At 67.5% G+C, this 15,949-nt stretch carries 10 protein-coding genes; 3 read left to right on the top strand and 7 right to left on the bottom strand.

Annotation, left to right across the window (positions count from 1 at the left end):
* Window positions 1-2: 2 nt before the first annotated feature.
* Both ACFQZZ_RS28855 and ACFQZZ_RS28850 read left to right on the top strand, forming a co-directional pair.
* The gene (locus tag ACFQZZ_RS28855; RefSeq protein ID WP_378686973.1) at window positions 3-614 is read left to right on the top strand and encodes a QsdR family transcriptional regulator; all 612 of its coding nucleotides are present in this window, start codon (window positions 3-5) and stop codon (window positions 612-614) included.
* 53 nt (window positions 615-667) lie between these two features.
* Window positions 668-1,492: an enoyl-CoA hydratase-related protein gene (locus ACFQZZ_RS28850; RefSeq protein ID WP_378686972.1), complete on the top strand. Its 825-nt coding sequence runs from the start codon at window positions 668-670 to the stop codon at window positions 1,490-1,492.
* Between the two features lie 193 nt (window positions 1,493-1,685).
* Here ACFQZZ_RS28850 and ACFQZZ_RS28845 read toward each other — a convergent pair whose 3' ends face one another.
* Window positions 1,686-4,754 carry a (Fe-S)-binding protein gene (locus tag ACFQZZ_RS28845; RefSeq protein ID WP_378686970.1) on the bottom strand — a complete coding sequence of 1,023 codons (3,069 nt, stop codon included), beginning with the start codon at window positions 4,752-4,754 and terminating at the stop codon, window positions 1,686-1,688.
* 467 nt (window positions 4,755-5,221) lie between these two features.
* Here ACFQZZ_RS28845 and ACFQZZ_RS28840 point away from each other — a divergent pair, with 467 nt between their 5' ends.
* The gene (locus ACFQZZ_RS28840; protein WP_378686968.1) at window positions 5,222-5,977 is read left to right on the top strand and encodes a hypothetical protein; all 756 of its coding nucleotides are present in this window, start codon (window positions 5,222-5,224) and stop codon (window positions 5,975-5,977) included.
* A gap of 95 nt (window positions 5,978-6,072) precedes the next feature.
* Here the strand turns inward: ACFQZZ_RS28840 and ACFQZZ_RS28835 are convergent, their stop codons facing one another.
* The 6 genes from ACFQZZ_RS28835 to ACFQZZ_RS28810 form a co-directional block, all read right to left on the bottom strand.
* Window positions 6,073-7,101, bottom strand: coding sequence for an NRDE family protein (locus ACFQZZ_RS28835; RefSeq protein ID WP_378686967.1), 1,029 nt, complete (start codon window positions 7,099-7,101; stop codon window positions 6,073-6,075).
* Window positions 7,102-7,229: 128 nt separating this feature from the next.
* Window positions 7,230-8,561: a S1 family peptidase gene (locus ACFQZZ_RS28830; RefSeq protein WP_378686965.1), complete on the bottom strand. Its 1,332-nt coding sequence runs from the start codon at window positions 8,559-8,561 to the stop codon at window positions 7,230-7,232.
* A gap of 110 nt (window positions 8,562-8,671) precedes the next feature.
* Window positions 8,672-10,027: a S1 family peptidase gene (locus ACFQZZ_RS28825; protein WP_378686963.1), complete on the bottom strand. Its 1,356-nt coding sequence runs from the start codon at window positions 10,025-10,027 to the stop codon at window positions 8,672-8,674.
* 165 nt (window positions 10,028-10,192) lie between these two features.
* Entirely contained in the window at window positions 10,193-11,335 is a 1,143-nt protein-coding gene (locus ACFQZZ_RS28820; protein ID WP_378686961.1) for a hypothetical protein, read from the bottom strand.
* A gap of 35 nt (window positions 11,336-11,370) precedes the next feature.
* Entirely contained in the window at window positions 11,371-14,016 is a 2,646-nt protein-coding gene (locus ACFQZZ_RS28815; RefSeq protein ID WP_378686960.1) for a LuxR C-terminal-related transcriptional regulator, read from the bottom strand.
* Window positions 14,009-15,832 (bottom strand): Hsp70 family protein, encoded by a 1,824-nt coding sequence (locus tag ACFQZZ_RS28810; protein WP_378686958.1) that lies wholly within the window; start codon window positions 15,830-15,832, stop codon window positions 14,009-14,011. Before ACFQZZ_RS28810 ends, ACFQZZ_RS28815 begins: the two co-directional genes overlap by 8 nt.
* Window positions 15,833-15,949: the final 117 nt, after the last annotated feature.

The following is a 15,949-nucleotide window of genomic DNA, read 5'->3' as shown; positions in this document are numbered from 1 at the left end:
CCGTGTCCCGCGGCGGGGCGGATTCGGTGCGGCTCGACGCGGAACCGGCCGCTGCCCGGTCGAAGCCGACGCGCGAGGACGTCATCGACCTGGCGCATCGGTGGTTTCTGGACGGCCGTCGCATCGACATGCAGCAACTCGCCCGCGAGCTCGGCATCGGACGCGCGACCCTCTACCGCTGGTGGGGCAGTAGGGAAGTGGTGATCGGCGAGGTGGTCTGGCGGATCATCGCCGACGCGATCGCGCGTGTCGAGGCACGCGGGTACGGCGGTCCCGTCGACCGTTTCGTCCGCAACTTCGGCAGGCTCGCCGACACCGTGCGCACCTTCGAGCCGCTCTCGCGATTCGTTGCCGACGACCCCGAATACGGTCTGCGCGTGCTGACTTCCGGCTACACCGTTGTGCAAAGCCGGATGATCGACTGGGCGGCATCGCGCTTGACCGACCTGCCCGATCTCGATCCTCGCATCGAGATACGCGATCTCGCCTACGCCATCGTCCGCATCGGTGAGGCTTTCGTCTGGAGCGACGTCATTACCGGCGACCCACCCCGATCCGACAAGGCAACGGCCATGGTCGAACTGCTCGTTACCGCTGCGTCCGGCACGCGCTGACCCTACCCGCCAGCGACTGCTTGCAGGTCGCTCGAAAATCCTCAGGAGTCGAATTGTCCTACAACACCATCATCTACAGCGTCACCGATGCCGTCGCGACGATCACGCTCAACCGCCCCGAGGCCCGCAACGGTTTCACCACCGAGATGGCCGATGAACTCGGTGCCGCCTTCACCACCGCCGATCGCGACGACGCGGTCCGCGCCGTCGTATTCGCCGCCGCGGGTAAGGATTTCTGCGTCGGCATGGACCTGACCGCAGGCGCCTCCGACGAGGACGTCACCGCACCGGACTGGGTCGAGTGGTCCACCCGGGTGGTGCGCCCGATGACCAACCTGAACAAACCCGTCATCGTCGCCATGCAGGGCGCCGCCGTCGGTGTCGGTCTCTCCATGACCCTCGCGGCCGACTTCCGTCTCGCCGCACAGGATTCCCGCTTCGGTTTCGTCTTCGCCCGCCGAGGTCTCTTCCCCGAAGGCGGCTCCCTCTGGTTCCTGCCTCGCATCGTCGGTCTGGCCCGCGCCAAGGAATGGATGATCACCGGCCGAGTCTTCGGCGCCGAAGAAGCACTGGCCGCGGGCCTGGTCACCAGCCTGCACGCCCCGGAAGACCTGCTCACCGCCGCGCAATCCCTGGCCAACGAACTCGCCACACAGGTCGCGCCGGTATCGGTCGCGGCAATCCGCCGCGGCCTGGTCGCGATGTCCGGCGACAAGACTCCCGAAGACGTCTTCACCCTCGACGCCCGCCTGATCTCCTACGCCTTCTCCAGCGCCGACCTCCGCGAGGGCGTCATGTCCTTCCTCCAGAAGCGCCCACCCGAGTTCACCGGCAAAGTCGCAACCGAACTGCCCGACCTGGATGATTGGTTGGCCTGAAGCGCGGGCCGGTCACCTGGTCTTCAGACGGTGATGCGGCTGATCGGTAATCGCCGCGATCGTTTGATAGTCGTTGTCTACATGAAGGACTGTCGCCCCGTGAATCTCGGCTGTCGCGGCGATCTGCGCCCACAAATAGATCGGCCCGGGTTCGCGATGCGTACCCGGGCCGATCGTGTTCAGGTGGTGCCGGTCAGTTCTTGCGGCCGGGGGCCTTGGCGCCGGACTTGAAGCCGAGGCCGCCGGGCTTGGCGGACGGGGGAGTGGCTTCGGGGGTGCCGTTGCCGGTCGTGCCGTTGGTCGGCTGATCGGGTTCCGGAGCTGAGTCCGCTGCCGGTGCTTCCTCGGCAGGGGCCGGGGCAGCGGGGGCTGCTGCGCCGGGGGCCTTGGGGCCGGGGCGCTTGAGGCCGGACTTCATGGCGAGGCCCTTGGCCGGGACGGATGGCTTGGCTTCGGCGGGGGCCGAAGCCGGTTCGGCGGCGGCCTTTTCCGTGGCCGGGGTGGCCTCGGTGGGGGCCGGTGTTGCCGGTGCTTTTGCGCCCGGTGCCTTGGCTGCGCCCTTCATGGCGAGGCCGGGGGCCTTGCCGCCGCCCTTCATCGCCAGACCCTTGACCGGCGCGGCCGCCGGCGCCTCGGCCGCGGGTGCGGCTTCGGCGGTGGGGGTCGGTTCGGCCTTGGCGCCGGGAGCTTTCGCCGCGCCCTTCATGGCCAAGCCCTTGCCGCCCGGTGCCTTGGCGGGGCCCTTCATCGCCAGACCCTTGGCCGGTGCGGCGGGAGCCGCGGTGGCCGCCTCGACCGGTGCTTCGGCGGATGCCTTGGCGCCGGGTGCCTTTGCCGCGCCCTTCATGCCGAGGCCGCCGCCGGGCGCCTTGGCGGCACCCTTCATGCCCAAGCCGCCCGGAGCCTTCGCCGGACCCTTCATCGCCAGGCCGCCGCCCGCAGGCGCGGCCTTGGCCGGTGCGATGGTTTCGGCGACGGGTGCGGGTTCGGGCTCGGCTTCGGGGACCTCTTCGACGGCAGGGGCTTTCGGCTCTTGCACAACGGTGAGGTTCTCGGTCAGTTTCGAGGCATCGACACGGTCGATGGCATCGAGCATGAGCTGGGCGACGTCGACGACCTCGACGCCTTCACCCTGGCCCTGTTCCTGCCGGGCGGTCACACCGTCGGTCAGCATGACCCGGCAGAACGGGCAACCGGTCGCGATCTTCGCGGGAGAAGTCGCCAGCGCTTCGTCGACGCGGTCGATGTTGATGCGCTTGCCGAGTTGTTCTTCCATCCACATGCGGGCGCCACCGGCACCACAGCACATGGAGCGTTCGCCGTGCCGGGGCATTTCGATGAGGGTGGAGCCGGAGGCTTCCATCAGCTCACGGGGTGCGTCGTAGACCTTGTTGTGGCGGCCCAGGTAGCAGGGGTCGTGATAGGTGACGTTCTGCGACACCGACGCGACCGGAATCAGCTGCTTGGACCGCACCAGCCGGTTCAGCAGCTGGGTGTGGTGCACGACTTCGTAATTGCCGCCGACCTGGGGGTACTCATTGTTCAGCGCGTTGAAGCAGTGCGCGCAGGTGACGACGATCTTCTTGCGGCTTTGTTCCACGCCGTCGAAGACGGAGTTCAGCACCTCGATGTTCTGTGCGGCGAGCTGCTGGAACAGGAACTCGTTGCCCGCGCGGCGCGCGGAGTCACCGGTGCAGGTCTCCTCGGCGCCGAGCACCATGAACTTCACCCCGGCCGTGGCCAGGAGTTCGGCGACAGCCTTGGTGGTCTTCTTCGCCCTGTCCTCGTAGGCGCCAGCGCAGCCGACCCAGAACAGGTACTCGTAGCCGTCGAAGCTGTCGGCGTCCTTACCGAAGACCGGGATCTGGAAGTCCATCTCGTTGATCCAGTTGAGCCGGTCCTTGGAGTTCTGACCCCACGGGTTGCCCTTGTTCTCCAGGTTCTTGAACAACCCGGCCAGCTCGGAGGGGAACTCCGACTCGATCAGCACCTGGTAGCGGCGCATATCGATGATGTGATCGACGTGCTCGATATCGACAGGGCACTGCTCGACACACGCACCACAGGTGGTGCACGACCACAGCACCTCCGGATCGATGATGCCGCCTGCTTCGATATCCCCGACCAGCGGACGTTCGGCCTCCGCCTTCGCCGCCTCGGAAATCTTCGCCAGCGCGGTTTCGTTCGGGTTGCCCTCGCCGTCGACCAGACCGACCTCGTCGCCACCCATGTCCTTGCGGCCACCGGCCAACAGGTAGGGGGCCTTCGCGTAGCCGTGGTCACGCAGCGACATGATCAACAGCTTCGGCGACAGCGGTTTACCGGTATTCCATGCCGGGCACTGGGACTGGCAGCGGCCACACTCGGTGCAGGTGGTGAAGTCCAGCCAACCCTTCCACGAGAAGTCCTCGATCCGCCCGGCACCGAAGGTGTCGTTGTCCGGATCCGCCGACTCCATGTCGACCGGTTGCCCCTTCGACATCATCGGCTTGGCCGCACCGAGCGCGACGCCGCCGTCGTCTTCACGCTTGAAGTAGATGTTCGGGAACGCCGAGAACCGATGCCACGCGACACCCCACGTGGTGTTGCGACCGACCAGGTACAGGAACGCCATGCCGGACATCAGCTTCACGAAGGCGAACAGCGCGACCATGGTGGTGTTCGCGGGCAGCACCTTGGCCACCTGCATGGTGAAGAAGTCGGTGGCCGGATTCGAGTGGCCGTAGGCGGCGATCTTGCCCGCCTTCACGAAGATCATGCCGAGACCCTCGAGCAGCACGATCGCTTCGATCACATACGCGGGCGCGAACTTCGAGCCGGTGAAGCGAGCAAGCCGCTCCGGCACCCTGGGATGGTTCAGCTGACGGATGATGATCAACGCCGAGATGCCGACCACGGTGCCGATGCCGAGGATCTCGTCCCACAGGTGGTAGATCGCCCAGTTGCCGATGATCGGCCAGTGGAATTCCGGATCGAAGGTCTGGCCGTATGCCTCGAACCACAGCATGAAGCCGCCGAGGAAGCCGACCATCACCAGCCAGTGTGCCCAGCCGACGGTGCGGAACTTGTTCATGCGGGTGTGCGCGATGAACTCCACGAGCATCTGCTTGAAGCGGGGGAAGAACGGTCGCCAACGGTCCGGCGCGCCTTGGCCGATCATGATGGCGCGGACGATATTCCGCACGCCGCCGAAGAACGACGCCCAACACAGGAGGCTGAGCGTCGCCCCAATCGTGCCCAGCGTCACTGTCAGGGCATTCATGTCGCGACCTTTCTTTTAGAGGCAACACGAGGTTTCGAGGACGGCAATGCGCCGCCCCGGTTGGCTCGTATCCTAACCGCCAGTAAGTTACTCGCCAGTAACAACTGGTGTCCATCGTACGATCGCCAGCTGGGCGGCGCCCCATCTTGCAGGGGCTTGACCCAAAATTCGGCCGTGATCAACATCACACAAAATCCAGCAATCCTACGGTGTCTAGTACCGACCACCACCGTAAACGTCGGCCCATGTGTTCCTGCAGGTAAGGACAGGCTTAGTCCTCTGTGTTCCCAGGGTTAGTAATGCATCTCGCATCTTGATGGCGGTTCGATTACGCTCACGTCGTTCTGTTTGCTGTGCCTGTCTTCACACTGCTCGGGGAGAGTCGGGGTCAGACCGCCTTGTGCTGAATGAGCTCTCGCGTGATGGAGACGGTTCGGGAACAACCTGATGATGGATTGGAAAACTGGATGAATCTCCGCAGAACCACTGCGGCTTCGGCGTTGGTCATCGGTGCGATGACTATCGGCCTCGGCACCGCACATGCTGAGCCCGCACCTGCGGCGCCTCAGCCCCTCAGCTACTCCGTCAAGCTGGTTGACAAGGTAGTTGTGGCGACCCTCAAGGGTGGAACCTTCTCGCTGAGCGAGGAGGAGGGGGCCACTCCCGAGGACCCGAAGACCACCCTGGTCGACATCAAGGACGACAAGGGCGCAACCGTCATCTCGTATCCGCTCGATTACAACATCGAGGGCACGGATATTCCGGTCACGCCGGAGCTGAAGAAGGACAACACCGTCCTCGAGATCACCCCGCAGAAGCCTGCGAACCTCTCGATCTCGCAGCCGCTCGCGGTCAAGCCGGCCGTCTCGGCCAAGCCGATCGCCTCGCCGACTGAGGACCAGCGCGCGATGAACGCGTTCTCCAGCCAGTTCGGCATCGCCACCGCGGTGGGCGGCTTCATCGGTACCGCACTCGGTTTCGTCGTCGGCGGCGTTATCGGCTGCATCGTCGGTGTCGTGATCGGGTGCCTGCCCGGCTTCACCGTCGGCGCCGGTATCGGCGGCATCCTCGGCACTATCGCCGTTGGTGGACCTACCCTGGTCGCGGTGGGTATCGACCTGCTCAACACCATGCAGGCCGCGCCCGGCACCAGCAAGTACGCGGACAAGCCCGCCGAGCAGCCGGCACCGGTTGCGCAGCCGGCACCGGCACCCGAAAACTGATTCGAATTCGCCAGGCCGTCCGGCCTGGCTCGTTCGGAATTCGTAACCGATCGGTCCGTTCCCCTCTGGGAGCGGACCGATCGTCGTTTTCAGGGTCAGTCCGGCAGTTCCACGGTGCCACTGAACGTAGCCGCCCCCGTGCGCTTGCCGAACCTGCCGAAGGATCGCTCGGCCATGTCGAACGATCCGTCCTCGCGCACCAGCAGCACCGTGCTGGCCCGCGTGCCGTGCAGCATGTGCGCGACGAACCTGGCGGACACCGCCCGCTCCAGCGACAGCGGAATCCCGGTGTGCGGCAACTGATCATCCGGCGCCTGGGTGCGGTCGGCCAGCACCTCGAAATAACGGTCGAGGTTGCCCGGATCTGTTTCGACCACGGCGCGCAGACCCAGGACGCCGTCGCCCATTTTGGGCCAGATGGGTTGGGGCGCTTCCAATGCCGCTGCGGGCCCCGGCGCCGCCGAGGCCAGAAATGTGCCGTTGGACAGACCGTGGAAGCCCGGCGTCAGCTCCCGCGGCGGGGTCGCACTGCGATTGGAATGCCACCAGAGCGATTCGAGGTCCGAGACCACCAAGTTGTACCCGTTGTAGTCGTCCGGTGCCGCAGCGACGTCCAGAACGTACTTTTCGGGGCCGGGGAATTCGCCGCTATTGGCTGCTTGCAGGCCGCTCGAAACAGCACCGCTGGCGGCTGCTTGCGGGCCGCTCGAAACAGCACCGCTGGCGGCTGCTTGCGGGCCGCTCGAAACAGCACCGCTGGCGGCTGCTTGCGGGCCGCTCGAAACAGCACCGTTCGGGTGTCGGTCGTCGGCACCGCGCAGGAAGTCCATCAATAGGGCCCCGCGCGAGCGGGCATCGACGCGTTCATCTTTCGGGTTGCGCACGTTGGTCACCGTGGCGAAGCGGTTGCGGCCCTGCGCCTCTCGCGTCAGTCCGAGCCAGGTGCCCGGCGGATCACCCACGGCCTTGCCGGTGGCCCCCAGATCGCGTCCGGCCAGCAGGCCCGCCACCTCCGGCCACCACCTCATCGATTCGGTCGGCCGGGTGTAGAACTCGTCGCGGTTGGCCGCCACGATCAACCGGTACTCCGGGTGTGCACGCCAGCCGATCAAAACCAAACACATGCAATCCAGGATGCCGGAACTTAGCGGACGCTCACAGTGCATTCATCCTCGGGCGGGCTATGGAACAGCGTAATGACAGCAAAAAGGCCGACAGCGGAGCGCTGACGGCCTTTTTGGGCACTCGTGGATCAGTTGGTGCGAATCCGCAGACCCGGGTTGTCCGAGAGGACCACGCTGACCGGCTGCGCGAACAGCTGCGGCACGTTGCCGGTGAGGGCGCCGATCAGATTGGGGATCTCGCAGATCGGGAAGTCGGCAACCGATGACGCGCTGGAGATGCCGAGTGCCATCCGGCCGGTCACGATCGGCCCGCCGCTGTCGCCGGGCAGCGCGCAGATGTTGGCCGAGAAGCTCTGGGTGAGTTCACGGTCGCCGACCTGCACGGTCTGATCGACGGCATTGACAACGCCGCAGCTGAAGCCGGTACGCGACCCGGACTTGCAGACCGGCGCGCCGACCACCGGCGTCGCGACGCCGTCGATCAGGACGGGCCCCCGGCCCGGCACCCGCACGCCGTTGTTCTCGAAACGATCCTTGGCCTGATCGTTGATTCGCACGATCGAGTAGTCCTGCGCGCCGAGCACCGACTTCTGGTACGTGCCGAGCTGCGCGCCCGCCTGGTCGCCCTGCAGCTCGAAAACGCCCGCCGCATTGGCACTGCCCGCGGAGGGCAGATCGGGGTTGCAGTGGCCCGCGGTGATGTTGACGGTGTTGCCTGCCCGGTCGGTGCCGTTGAAGCCGAACGAGCAACGCAGCGACATCCGCCCTGCGATCGAGGCGAAGCCGTCGCCACCGGCCAGCGCGCCACGCGGCACCTGACCGGCGATCTCGCCGGCCTGCGGGATGTTCGCGGGCTCGCTCGCCACCGGCGGAGCCATCACGATGACCCGCGCCGGATCGATGAAGCTCGGCATCGGCAGGCCGACCTTGTCGACCCGCACCGCGATGCTGTTGTTGACCGTGTCGATCACCGCGCCGCGCACCAGCGCGGACACCGCCTCGGGCTGACCGTCGAGCCACCGTTCGAACGCGCTCTTCTCACCACGCAGCGCGGCCTCGCTCTTGGCGACGTTGCGAACTTCGAATCCGGCCGAATCGGCGGCCTTGCTTGCCTCGTCGATGCCGGGTCCCTGCGCGAGCGCAACCACCGCGCGGCCCGCGTCGTCGAGCCACGAACCGGCGAAGACCTGTGGGTACTGACGCTGCGCCGTGGTGGCGAAGGCCGCGGCCTGCTGGGCGAGATCGGCGCGGCGCAGGTACTCCTCCGGCGAGATCTTCAGATCGCGTGCCACGGCGGTTGCCAGCTCGGGAGAAAGTCCAGCATTCGGGTCGGGTTGTGCCGTCGCTACTGCCGCTGTGGGACCGAACAGCAGAATCGCCGCCGAGGCGGCGATTACTGATTTTCGGACCCGGGTCTGTCGCGCAGCTGATCGGAAGTGACCTATACGGGGCAGGAGCATGCCCAGACTATATTGGGCTCCGGCCCGGTATGCCTACTTATCCCGGGGTGCAGATTTGCCAATGTGGACATAACCGACGCGAAGTCCGGTGCGGGCCGTCGGTGGCACGCCTACCCGGCGTTCTGCTTGGTGCGCAACTCGACCCCGCTGCCGAGTCCGCCACCCGAGGACGCGTCGATATCGGCGAGGATCGCACGGATCGGAATGCCGAGCGAGGCGGTGCCGCCGTACTGGGCGAGACCGACGTTCGCTTCGTCGCAGTTCGGCGCCTCGGCGGCGTTGGAACCGCTGGTGATGCCGAGGGCGAGGGTGCCGGTGACGATCGCGCCGCCGCTGTCGCCGCCAAGGGTGCACGCCGAGCTGGCGAAGCCGCGCACGGTCTTGCTCACGCCCTCCGCGGTGAACAGCTGTGTCTCGACCCGATCGGAGACGACGAACCCGCAGGTGAAGCTGGACGACTGCCCGGATTTGCAGACCGGAGCGCCGGTCACCGGATCGGCGGTGCCGGTGATGGTCAGGGTGGTGCCGTTGGAACCGCGCACCGACGGCTGATCCATGCCCGCCTTGACCGCGCGCTCGTTCAACTTGATCACCGAGTAGTCCAGTGCGGTCTCGCCGCCCAGTTTCGCCTGCATGAACGTGCCGAGCTCGGGGCTGCTCGGGATGTCCTTGACGTTGGGCAGATAGACCCCTGCCTGCTGATCGCCCTTGCCGAGATTCGGATCGCAGTGGCCGGCGCTGATGTTGAGCGCGTTGCCCGCGGCGTCCACCCCGTTGAAGCCGAACGAGCAGACATCGACGCTGCGCAGCGCGGCATCGCGCAGCGAGCTGGGCGCGCTGATGTAGGTGTCGCCGCCCATCGGGCGACGCTCGACCGGGCCGCCGCTGCCGGGCGACAGGATGACCTTGATATTGGTGACCAGCGTCGGCAGGTTCAGGACGTGGCCCGCCGGGGTGTTCGCGACGCTGAGGACCAGTTGGCTGTTGAGGAAGTCGATGGCGACCGAGTTGATCGCGGTGGACAGTTCACGCGGCAGGGTGTTGATCCACTGATTCAGCTGGATCATCGAGTTTTCCAGGGCGTTCGCGGAGACCGGAGCGAGGTGGGTCTGGTAGCCGTCGGCCGTGGCGATCCGGGCGGCGTCCATCGAGGTGACCGCGACGAACGGTCGGCCGTCGGTGCCGATCCAGGCGCCTGCGAAGGAGTCGGGGCGTTCGGATCGGAAGTCGCGCGCGTAGTCGCTGAGCTGCTGGGCACGGGCGGAACGTTCCAGATATTCCGCCGGTGTCATCTTCAGATCGCGCGAAATGGCCTGCACCAGTTCGGCGGGCAGGCTCTCGGCGCTCAGCTGCGTCGGGGTGGCCGAAGCGAAGGTGGTGCCGAAGAATGGAGCGAGGAAAACGGTCGCGGCGCATCCGATTGTTGCTGCCCTGACCGCGGCGCTGCGCGCCACCAACTTGCGCATGAAGTCCCTTCGTCGGCACCGATGTGCCAGCTACATCCGTGGGCCACAGCCTGAATACGTTGGCGCACAGTCCTCGTCCAGCAACAGACCGGTCATCGGAATTTTTCCGACAACACCGGTCAGCGGATCACTTTAGGGCACAAACCGGGGTTGGGCCCTACGAAATCAGCGAGGACGCGTGATCTCCGAGGTTGGCCGTCGCTGCCACTGCGTAGGCACCTCGTAGTGGAAGGGGTTGGTTCGGGTCGGCCGGGAAGTAGTCGTCCGCTGGGGGGTCGTCGTCGGCGACTCCTCGGTGGTGTTTTCCGGAGGCTCTGTAGTTGTGGTGACCGGTGGGGGCTCGGTGGTGGTTTCCGGCTCGACGGTCCTGGTGATGACCACAGGCGGTTCCGTAGTCGGCGGGGGCGTGGTGATGGGGATGGTCGGGAAAACCACCGGCGGTGCGGGCGGTGTCGGACTCACCGTCACCTGATCGGACTTGGCGTCACGCAGTGGTGGTACCGGGGTCGTGCCGGCGTCGCGGAACAGCACGGACACGCCGAAGCTGCCGAGTACCAACCCGATCAGCGCCGCTACCCCGATCAGCAACGGGGTGCCGAGGTTCTTCTTCGCGGCTGCCCCCGATGCGACGGGAGCCTCCGGTACCGCTTCGGTCGGCAGCTGCGCGAGGATCGGGTCGGCGATCGGGAGCGCCGCCGAATAGGCCTGTAGTTGTTGTGACGCGGCCGCGGGCACCGCGGGAATCACGTCGGTGTCCAACGTCGAATTCTCGGCGTTGCTCGGATCCGGCGGAGTGCTTCCGGCCGGCGTCGCCAGCACCGAGGCCAGTGCCGCGCGGGCGGCGTCGTAGGCCAGCGCCGCTTCCGGGTCTCCGATATCGGTGCCGGGCAGATCGCCCTCGCTGACCAGCACCACCGAGCGCAGGCCGAGATAGTCGAGCGAGTCGCGCAGCGCCTGCACGTGCTGCGCCGGCCAGTGGGCGGGATGGGTCGCGTAGAACTCGGCTGGGCCGTTCAGATATTCGGCCGCCAGATTGATCAGGCAGAACAGCGCGGTCGCGACCAGATCCTCGGCTCGGTAGGCCTCGCCGTCGTCGACCGGGATACCGGCCGGGTCGCCGACACGGGACACGAACTCGGTGATGGAGTGCGAGTGGCCGACCGGCGCCGGTCCGCCGAGGACGGTGTCGCCGTCGTCGGACATATGCAGGATCGACTCGCGGATGATGAATTGCGGTTCACCGGCGTCGGTGACAATCGCCGCGGTGCAATTGTTCTCGGCGATACGCAGGCCGACGCCTGTGGCCATCCTCATTACCTCGCTTCGGATCAGCCCGCGACCCCTCACACCAGCAGCGAGCCGTGTCCCATGGCGCGGAGCATCGACAATAGCTCCGAACGGGACCTGGCACCGATACGGCGCCGGATGCGGGCGACATGATGCTCTACCGTCTTCGCGGAAATGTACAGGCGTGCGCCGATCTCCCGATAGGTCAAACCTAGCAGCACGAGTTCGGCGACTTCCCGCTCGCGTTCGCTGAGGATCGCAGCGGCCTTGGTGGCCGGTGCGGACGCGGAACCCTGCCGACCGTCCGGCACGACCGCCGGTGCGGGCGGCCGGGCCGCGGGCTCCTGCGGGCGGGCGTCGGAGCGCACGGTGCGGGCCAGCTTGAGCAGCGCCGTCGCGGTTGCGGAATCGGCTGCGGCGAGCGCGGCCTCGCTGGCGAGCCGGGCGGCGTCCCAGGTCAGGCCGATCTCGCAGAGCCCGGCGACGGCGGCCCGCACCGGCGCGACCGCGACCTGCCCACGCAGCACGAGCACCCAGGTGCGGCCCGCGTCGGCGAGCACAGCGGCATGCCGGTCGCCCGCCTCGGCCGCGGCCTTGAGCAGTTGGGCATGCGGCAACAGATCCGCCGGACTCTCGTGCGCGATCGCGGCCTGCACGCCGTACCAGTGGAAGGCGTTCGCCCATGCCGGTGGTTGATCCAGGCGCCGCAGCAACGCGAGCGAGGCGTTCACCAGCGGCGCCACCCGGCGTTCGTCGCGCAGCCGGATGCTCGCGAGCCACAGCTCGCCGATCGGCAGCATGGTGAGCAGATCGGCGTCCACGTCGTCGAACAGCGGACAGGCCGCCTGCCAGGCCCGGGTGAGCGCGGCGTGATCGCCGCTGCGCCTGGCCAGGCCGACGGCGACACCGTGGGCCAGCAACTGGTCGCGAATATCGAGTGAATCCGGTTGCAACGCCGCGACTGTCGTCGCGGCCGCCTGCTCGTCGCCACCGAGCATCGCCGACCATGCCTGTAGTACTTGGAGCTGATGGCAGCGCATGCCACTGGCGGTGGCCCGCCGCACGGCATCTCCCGCACGTCCCGGTTCGCCGGTGCTCAGGCACAGCAGGGTCGCGATGGACACCGCGGTACACGGCAGGAATCGGTCGACTCCTGAATCGGCCTGTGCCGCCTGGACGAGGGCGGATGCCGCTGCGGCGGTGCCGGTTTCGTGGTCGACAATGGTCTGTCCGAGCGCCGTGGCGATCAGGCGGGCGTGCGCGTTGGCCGCGATCGGTGGCCACTGCGTCGCCGAATGCGACATCTCCGCGGCGGCGGGTACATCGCCCGCGAGGTACAGGACGGTCGCGCCGACCGCCCAATCCGCGCCGATCCGATGGGATCCGAGCCAGGAGTACAACTGTGCCGCGCGTCCGACCAGACCGCGCCGTGTCAGTACCGCTGCGCAAATCCGAACCGCCGCGGCGAGTTCCGGTGCGCTGACGCCCGAGCGGACCAGCACCGGCTCGGCGAGTCGCATTGCTGTCTCGCCGTCGCCGACGCGGGCGGCCGCCTCGGCCCAGCGCACCGCGATGAGGTCCGGGTCGGCACCTGCCGCCGCGGCCGCGGCGTAGTAGCGGACCGCGTCACGCCCTGCCTTTGCCGCGGCAGCACACAGGAATTCGACCAGCCGTTGGTCGCGGACGCCGGACTCGGCAAGGAGCAGGGCGGTGTGGTCCCGCATCAGGCCCGCGTCCAACCGCGCGGTCAGCAGCCTGCGCTGCACTGCGACGAATCGCCGGTCGCCGAGCAGAGTGCGCAGCGGTGCGACGGCAGGACCGAGCAGCAGGTCTGCGTCGGTAACCAGGGCGCTGGCCCTGGCCCGGTCGATGCGATCTTGCGCAGCGGCCGTTTCGATGCCGAGCACCTCGGCCAGCTCGGTCGCGTCCAATCCGGTCCCGGTGCTCGCGACGACCATGGTTTCCAGCAGGTCGGGCGCCAAGTTGTCCAGTGTGGCGCGTGCCCAGCTCGCGACCGCGCCGTCGACCGCACCGATACCCGCGTCGAGCCGAGCCGAGCAGGCTGCGGTCAGTGCGGCGACCACACCGCCGCGGATGCCCGCGGTCTGTTGGTGGATGTGCTGCGCAACGGGGCGCGGCACCGCCATGCCGAGTTCGCGCGCGAATGGAGCGATATCGCTCACCCCGAGGGCACGCAGGTCGACCACCCTGCCGCGACGCGCCACGGTGTCGGCGAGCGTGCGCAGGTCTGGGTCGTGTGGGCGGGGCTGAGCCGCGATCACCATCGTGTGCCGGCCGGATTCGATGGTTGCGCAGAGGTTTTCGATCTCAGCGTGACTCAGGGTGTGGGCGTTGTCGATGATCAGAGCGGGCGGCGCCTGCGCGGTATCCGTCGCGGACATGGCATGGGGCGAGCGGCTGCCGTTGCCCGCCGCGCCACCGAGCCCGGCACGCGCGCCGACCATCGAACGGACTCCGTCGACGGGACCCACCCAGACGGCCGTCGCCTCGGGGAGGGCGGGGTGATCCTGCAGCGCGATCCCGTGGGCCTGCAGCCTGGCGCGGATCACCGAAAGCAGCATGGACTTGCCGGTACCGGAGCGGCCGCGGATGAGGTAGACGACCGGCCGCTGATCGGCGGCGTCCAGTTCGCGGAAGATCTCGCGGGCGCACGGCAGGGTATCGAACGCGATGTCAGCCATCGGAGCCTCCGAGGATCTGGCCGGGTGCGCGCAGTATCGGGCCGAGGGTGCCTTCGACAGCGCCTTCGACCTTGTCGACGGTGTTGTTCAGCGCGTCGGTCGGCAGGCTCGGCTGGGCCGGCGGGGACTGCGCTGGTGGCGACTGCGCCGGTGGCGCGGATGGTCCTGGCGCGGGAGCAGGTGACTGTGGGACAGGCTGGGCGGCACCGGGTTCCGCCGGTGCCGGGTTGGCGGGTGCGGGCTGACCTGGAGCCTGCTGGTTCGCCGCGGGCTGGCCGGGGGCGGGCTGACTGTTCACCGCCGCCGACGTCGCGCCTGACGATGCGGAGACAGGTTGTCCTGCTTCGGGTTTCGCGTTGGCGCCGACAGTCGGATCCGCCACCGGCACGGCAGATCCCGGAGCCGGTGCATTGCCGGTTCCCGCGCCGGTGGCCGCCTCGGCCGCGCCGGTGGTGGTCTGTTCGGTGGATGCGGGATGGTTCGGCTCGGATTGAGCGCCGGTGCCGATCGCGACGGTGCCGGTAGCCAACAGCCCGATGACGACCGCCGCGCCCGCGACAACGGCGGCACGCTGCCTGCCGGTGAGCTTGCGGATACGCGATCCCGGGAGCGTCGCGGCCTTCGGCGGGGATTTGTCCTGCCGCGAAACCGCGGGTAACTCTTTGGTTTTCGCGGGGGCAACCGCCGCGATGGTCGCCGGTATCGCGAGTGGTGCGTGATCGACGGTGGCGGCCAAGAGATCCGCGGCGAGTACGGCGGCGCCGCGGGCGCTGGTGTGTCCCGGTTCCGGCGCGGCGACCACGGGGAGGCCGAACTCGGTCGAGATCAGCTCGGCCACCAACGGAATCGCGCCGCCGCCGCCGGTGAGCAGCACACGGCCGATGTCGCCGATTTCGAGTCCGGCGCGATGTACCGCATCCCGGATCAGATCGATCGAGGTCAGAAGCGGTCCGCGCAGCAGATCCTCTACTTCGCCGCGGACCAGCCGTATGTTGTCGGTGCGCCGATCGGACGGATCCAAGCGCACCGGAACCACGGTCGCGGTGTTTATGGAAAGCTCTTCTTTCGCATATCTGCAGCGATCACGCAATGCCGCCAATTCACGTTCGATGACCGGATCGAACGGATCGAATTCATTTCCCTGTAACGCGTTAGCCAGGACGTAGCGCATGGTCAGCAGATCGAATTCGGCGCCGGCCACGTCGGTGCTACGCACTGGCGTACCGAGCAGGGCTGCTTGTTCGCCGGTGCGGACTACCGAGACCGTCAGCCCAGTGGCGCCGAGGTCGTAGACGGCCACAATGCCGTCACCGAGCGGGCCGTGCGCGGCTTCGAGCCAGCGCACCGCCGCGGTCGGCTCCGGGACCAGGGTCACCTCACGCAGGTCTGCTCGATCCAGTGCGGCACGCTGCATATCGACGGTGTGCCGCGACCACCACGCCGGATGGCAGGCGACGGTGGCCGAGTTGTCTTGCGTTGCAGCCGAGTTGATCTCGTCGATCAGGCAGGTGATGGCAGTTGCCATCAGATCCGCGGCGGAGTGGCTGGTGCCGTCCTCTGCCAGGATGCCGACCGGGTCGCCGACTCGGGCCAGGAAGCCCTCCAGCACCACATCGCTGGAATGCCTGCCGGTGGAGCGGGCGTCGGTCCCGAAGGCCGGCGCGGTGTCCGCGGCCAGCCGCAGGACGCTCGGGTGCGTGAAAACAGTGCCGCTACCTGCGGGTCCGTCATCGCCGTTGCTGATATTGCCCCTCGTCGCCACGGCGACCGAATTAGACGCTCCGATAGTGATGCCGAGCGCCAGACGCTCTGTCATTCGAGAACCCCGTTCGAAAAACTGTGTGGTCCGGTGTCGCTGTTGGGTAGGCCCGCCGCTGCGGAAAAGGGCTGTGTGGATCTTGTGGATCCGTCTGTTCTGTCGGTTGCTGGCGGT

The organism is Nocardia sp. GCM10030253, from assembly GCF_042675075.1.
In the GTDB taxonomy this organism is placed as follows: domain Bacteria; phylum Actinomycetota; class Actinomycetes; order Mycobacteriales; family Mycobacteriaceae; genus Nocardia.
Note: the sequence above shows the minus strand (reverse complement) of the source record. Positions and strands in the feature narration are given on the sequence as shown.

Coding starts and splice junctions, on each gene's coding strand:
- ACFQZZ_RS28845 (WP_378686970.1), bottom strand. CDS start 4,754: ATGAATGCCCTGACAGTGACGCTGGGCACGATTGGGGCGACGCTCAGC.
- ACFQZZ_RS28840 (WP_378686968.1), top strand. CDS start 5,222: ATGAATCTCCGCAGAACCACTGCGGCTTCGGCGTTGGTCATCGGTGCG.
- ACFQZZ_RS28835 (WP_378686967.1), bottom strand. CDS start 7,101: ATGTGTTTGGTTTTGATCGGCTGGCGTGCACACCCGGAGTACCGGTTG.
- ACFQZZ_RS28830 (WP_378686965.1), bottom strand. CDS start 8,561: ATGCTCCTGCCCCGTATAGGTCACTTCCGATCAGCTGCGCGACAGACC.
- ACFQZZ_RS28825 (WP_378686963.1), bottom strand. CDS start 10,027: ATGCGCAAGTTGGTGGCGCGCAGCGCCGCGGTCAGGGCAGCAACAATC.
- ACFQZZ_RS28820 (WP_378686961.1), bottom strand. CDS start 11,335: ATGGCCACAGGCGTCGGCCTGCGTATCGCCGAGAACAATTGCACCGCG.
- ACFQZZ_RS28815 (WP_378686960.1), bottom strand. CDS start 14,016: ATGGCTGACATCGCGTTCGATACCCTGCCGTGCGCCCGCGAGATCTTC.
- ACFQZZ_RS28810 (WP_378686958.1), bottom strand. CDS start 15,832: ATGACAGAGCGTCTGGCGCTCGGCATCACTATCGGAGCGTCTAATTCG.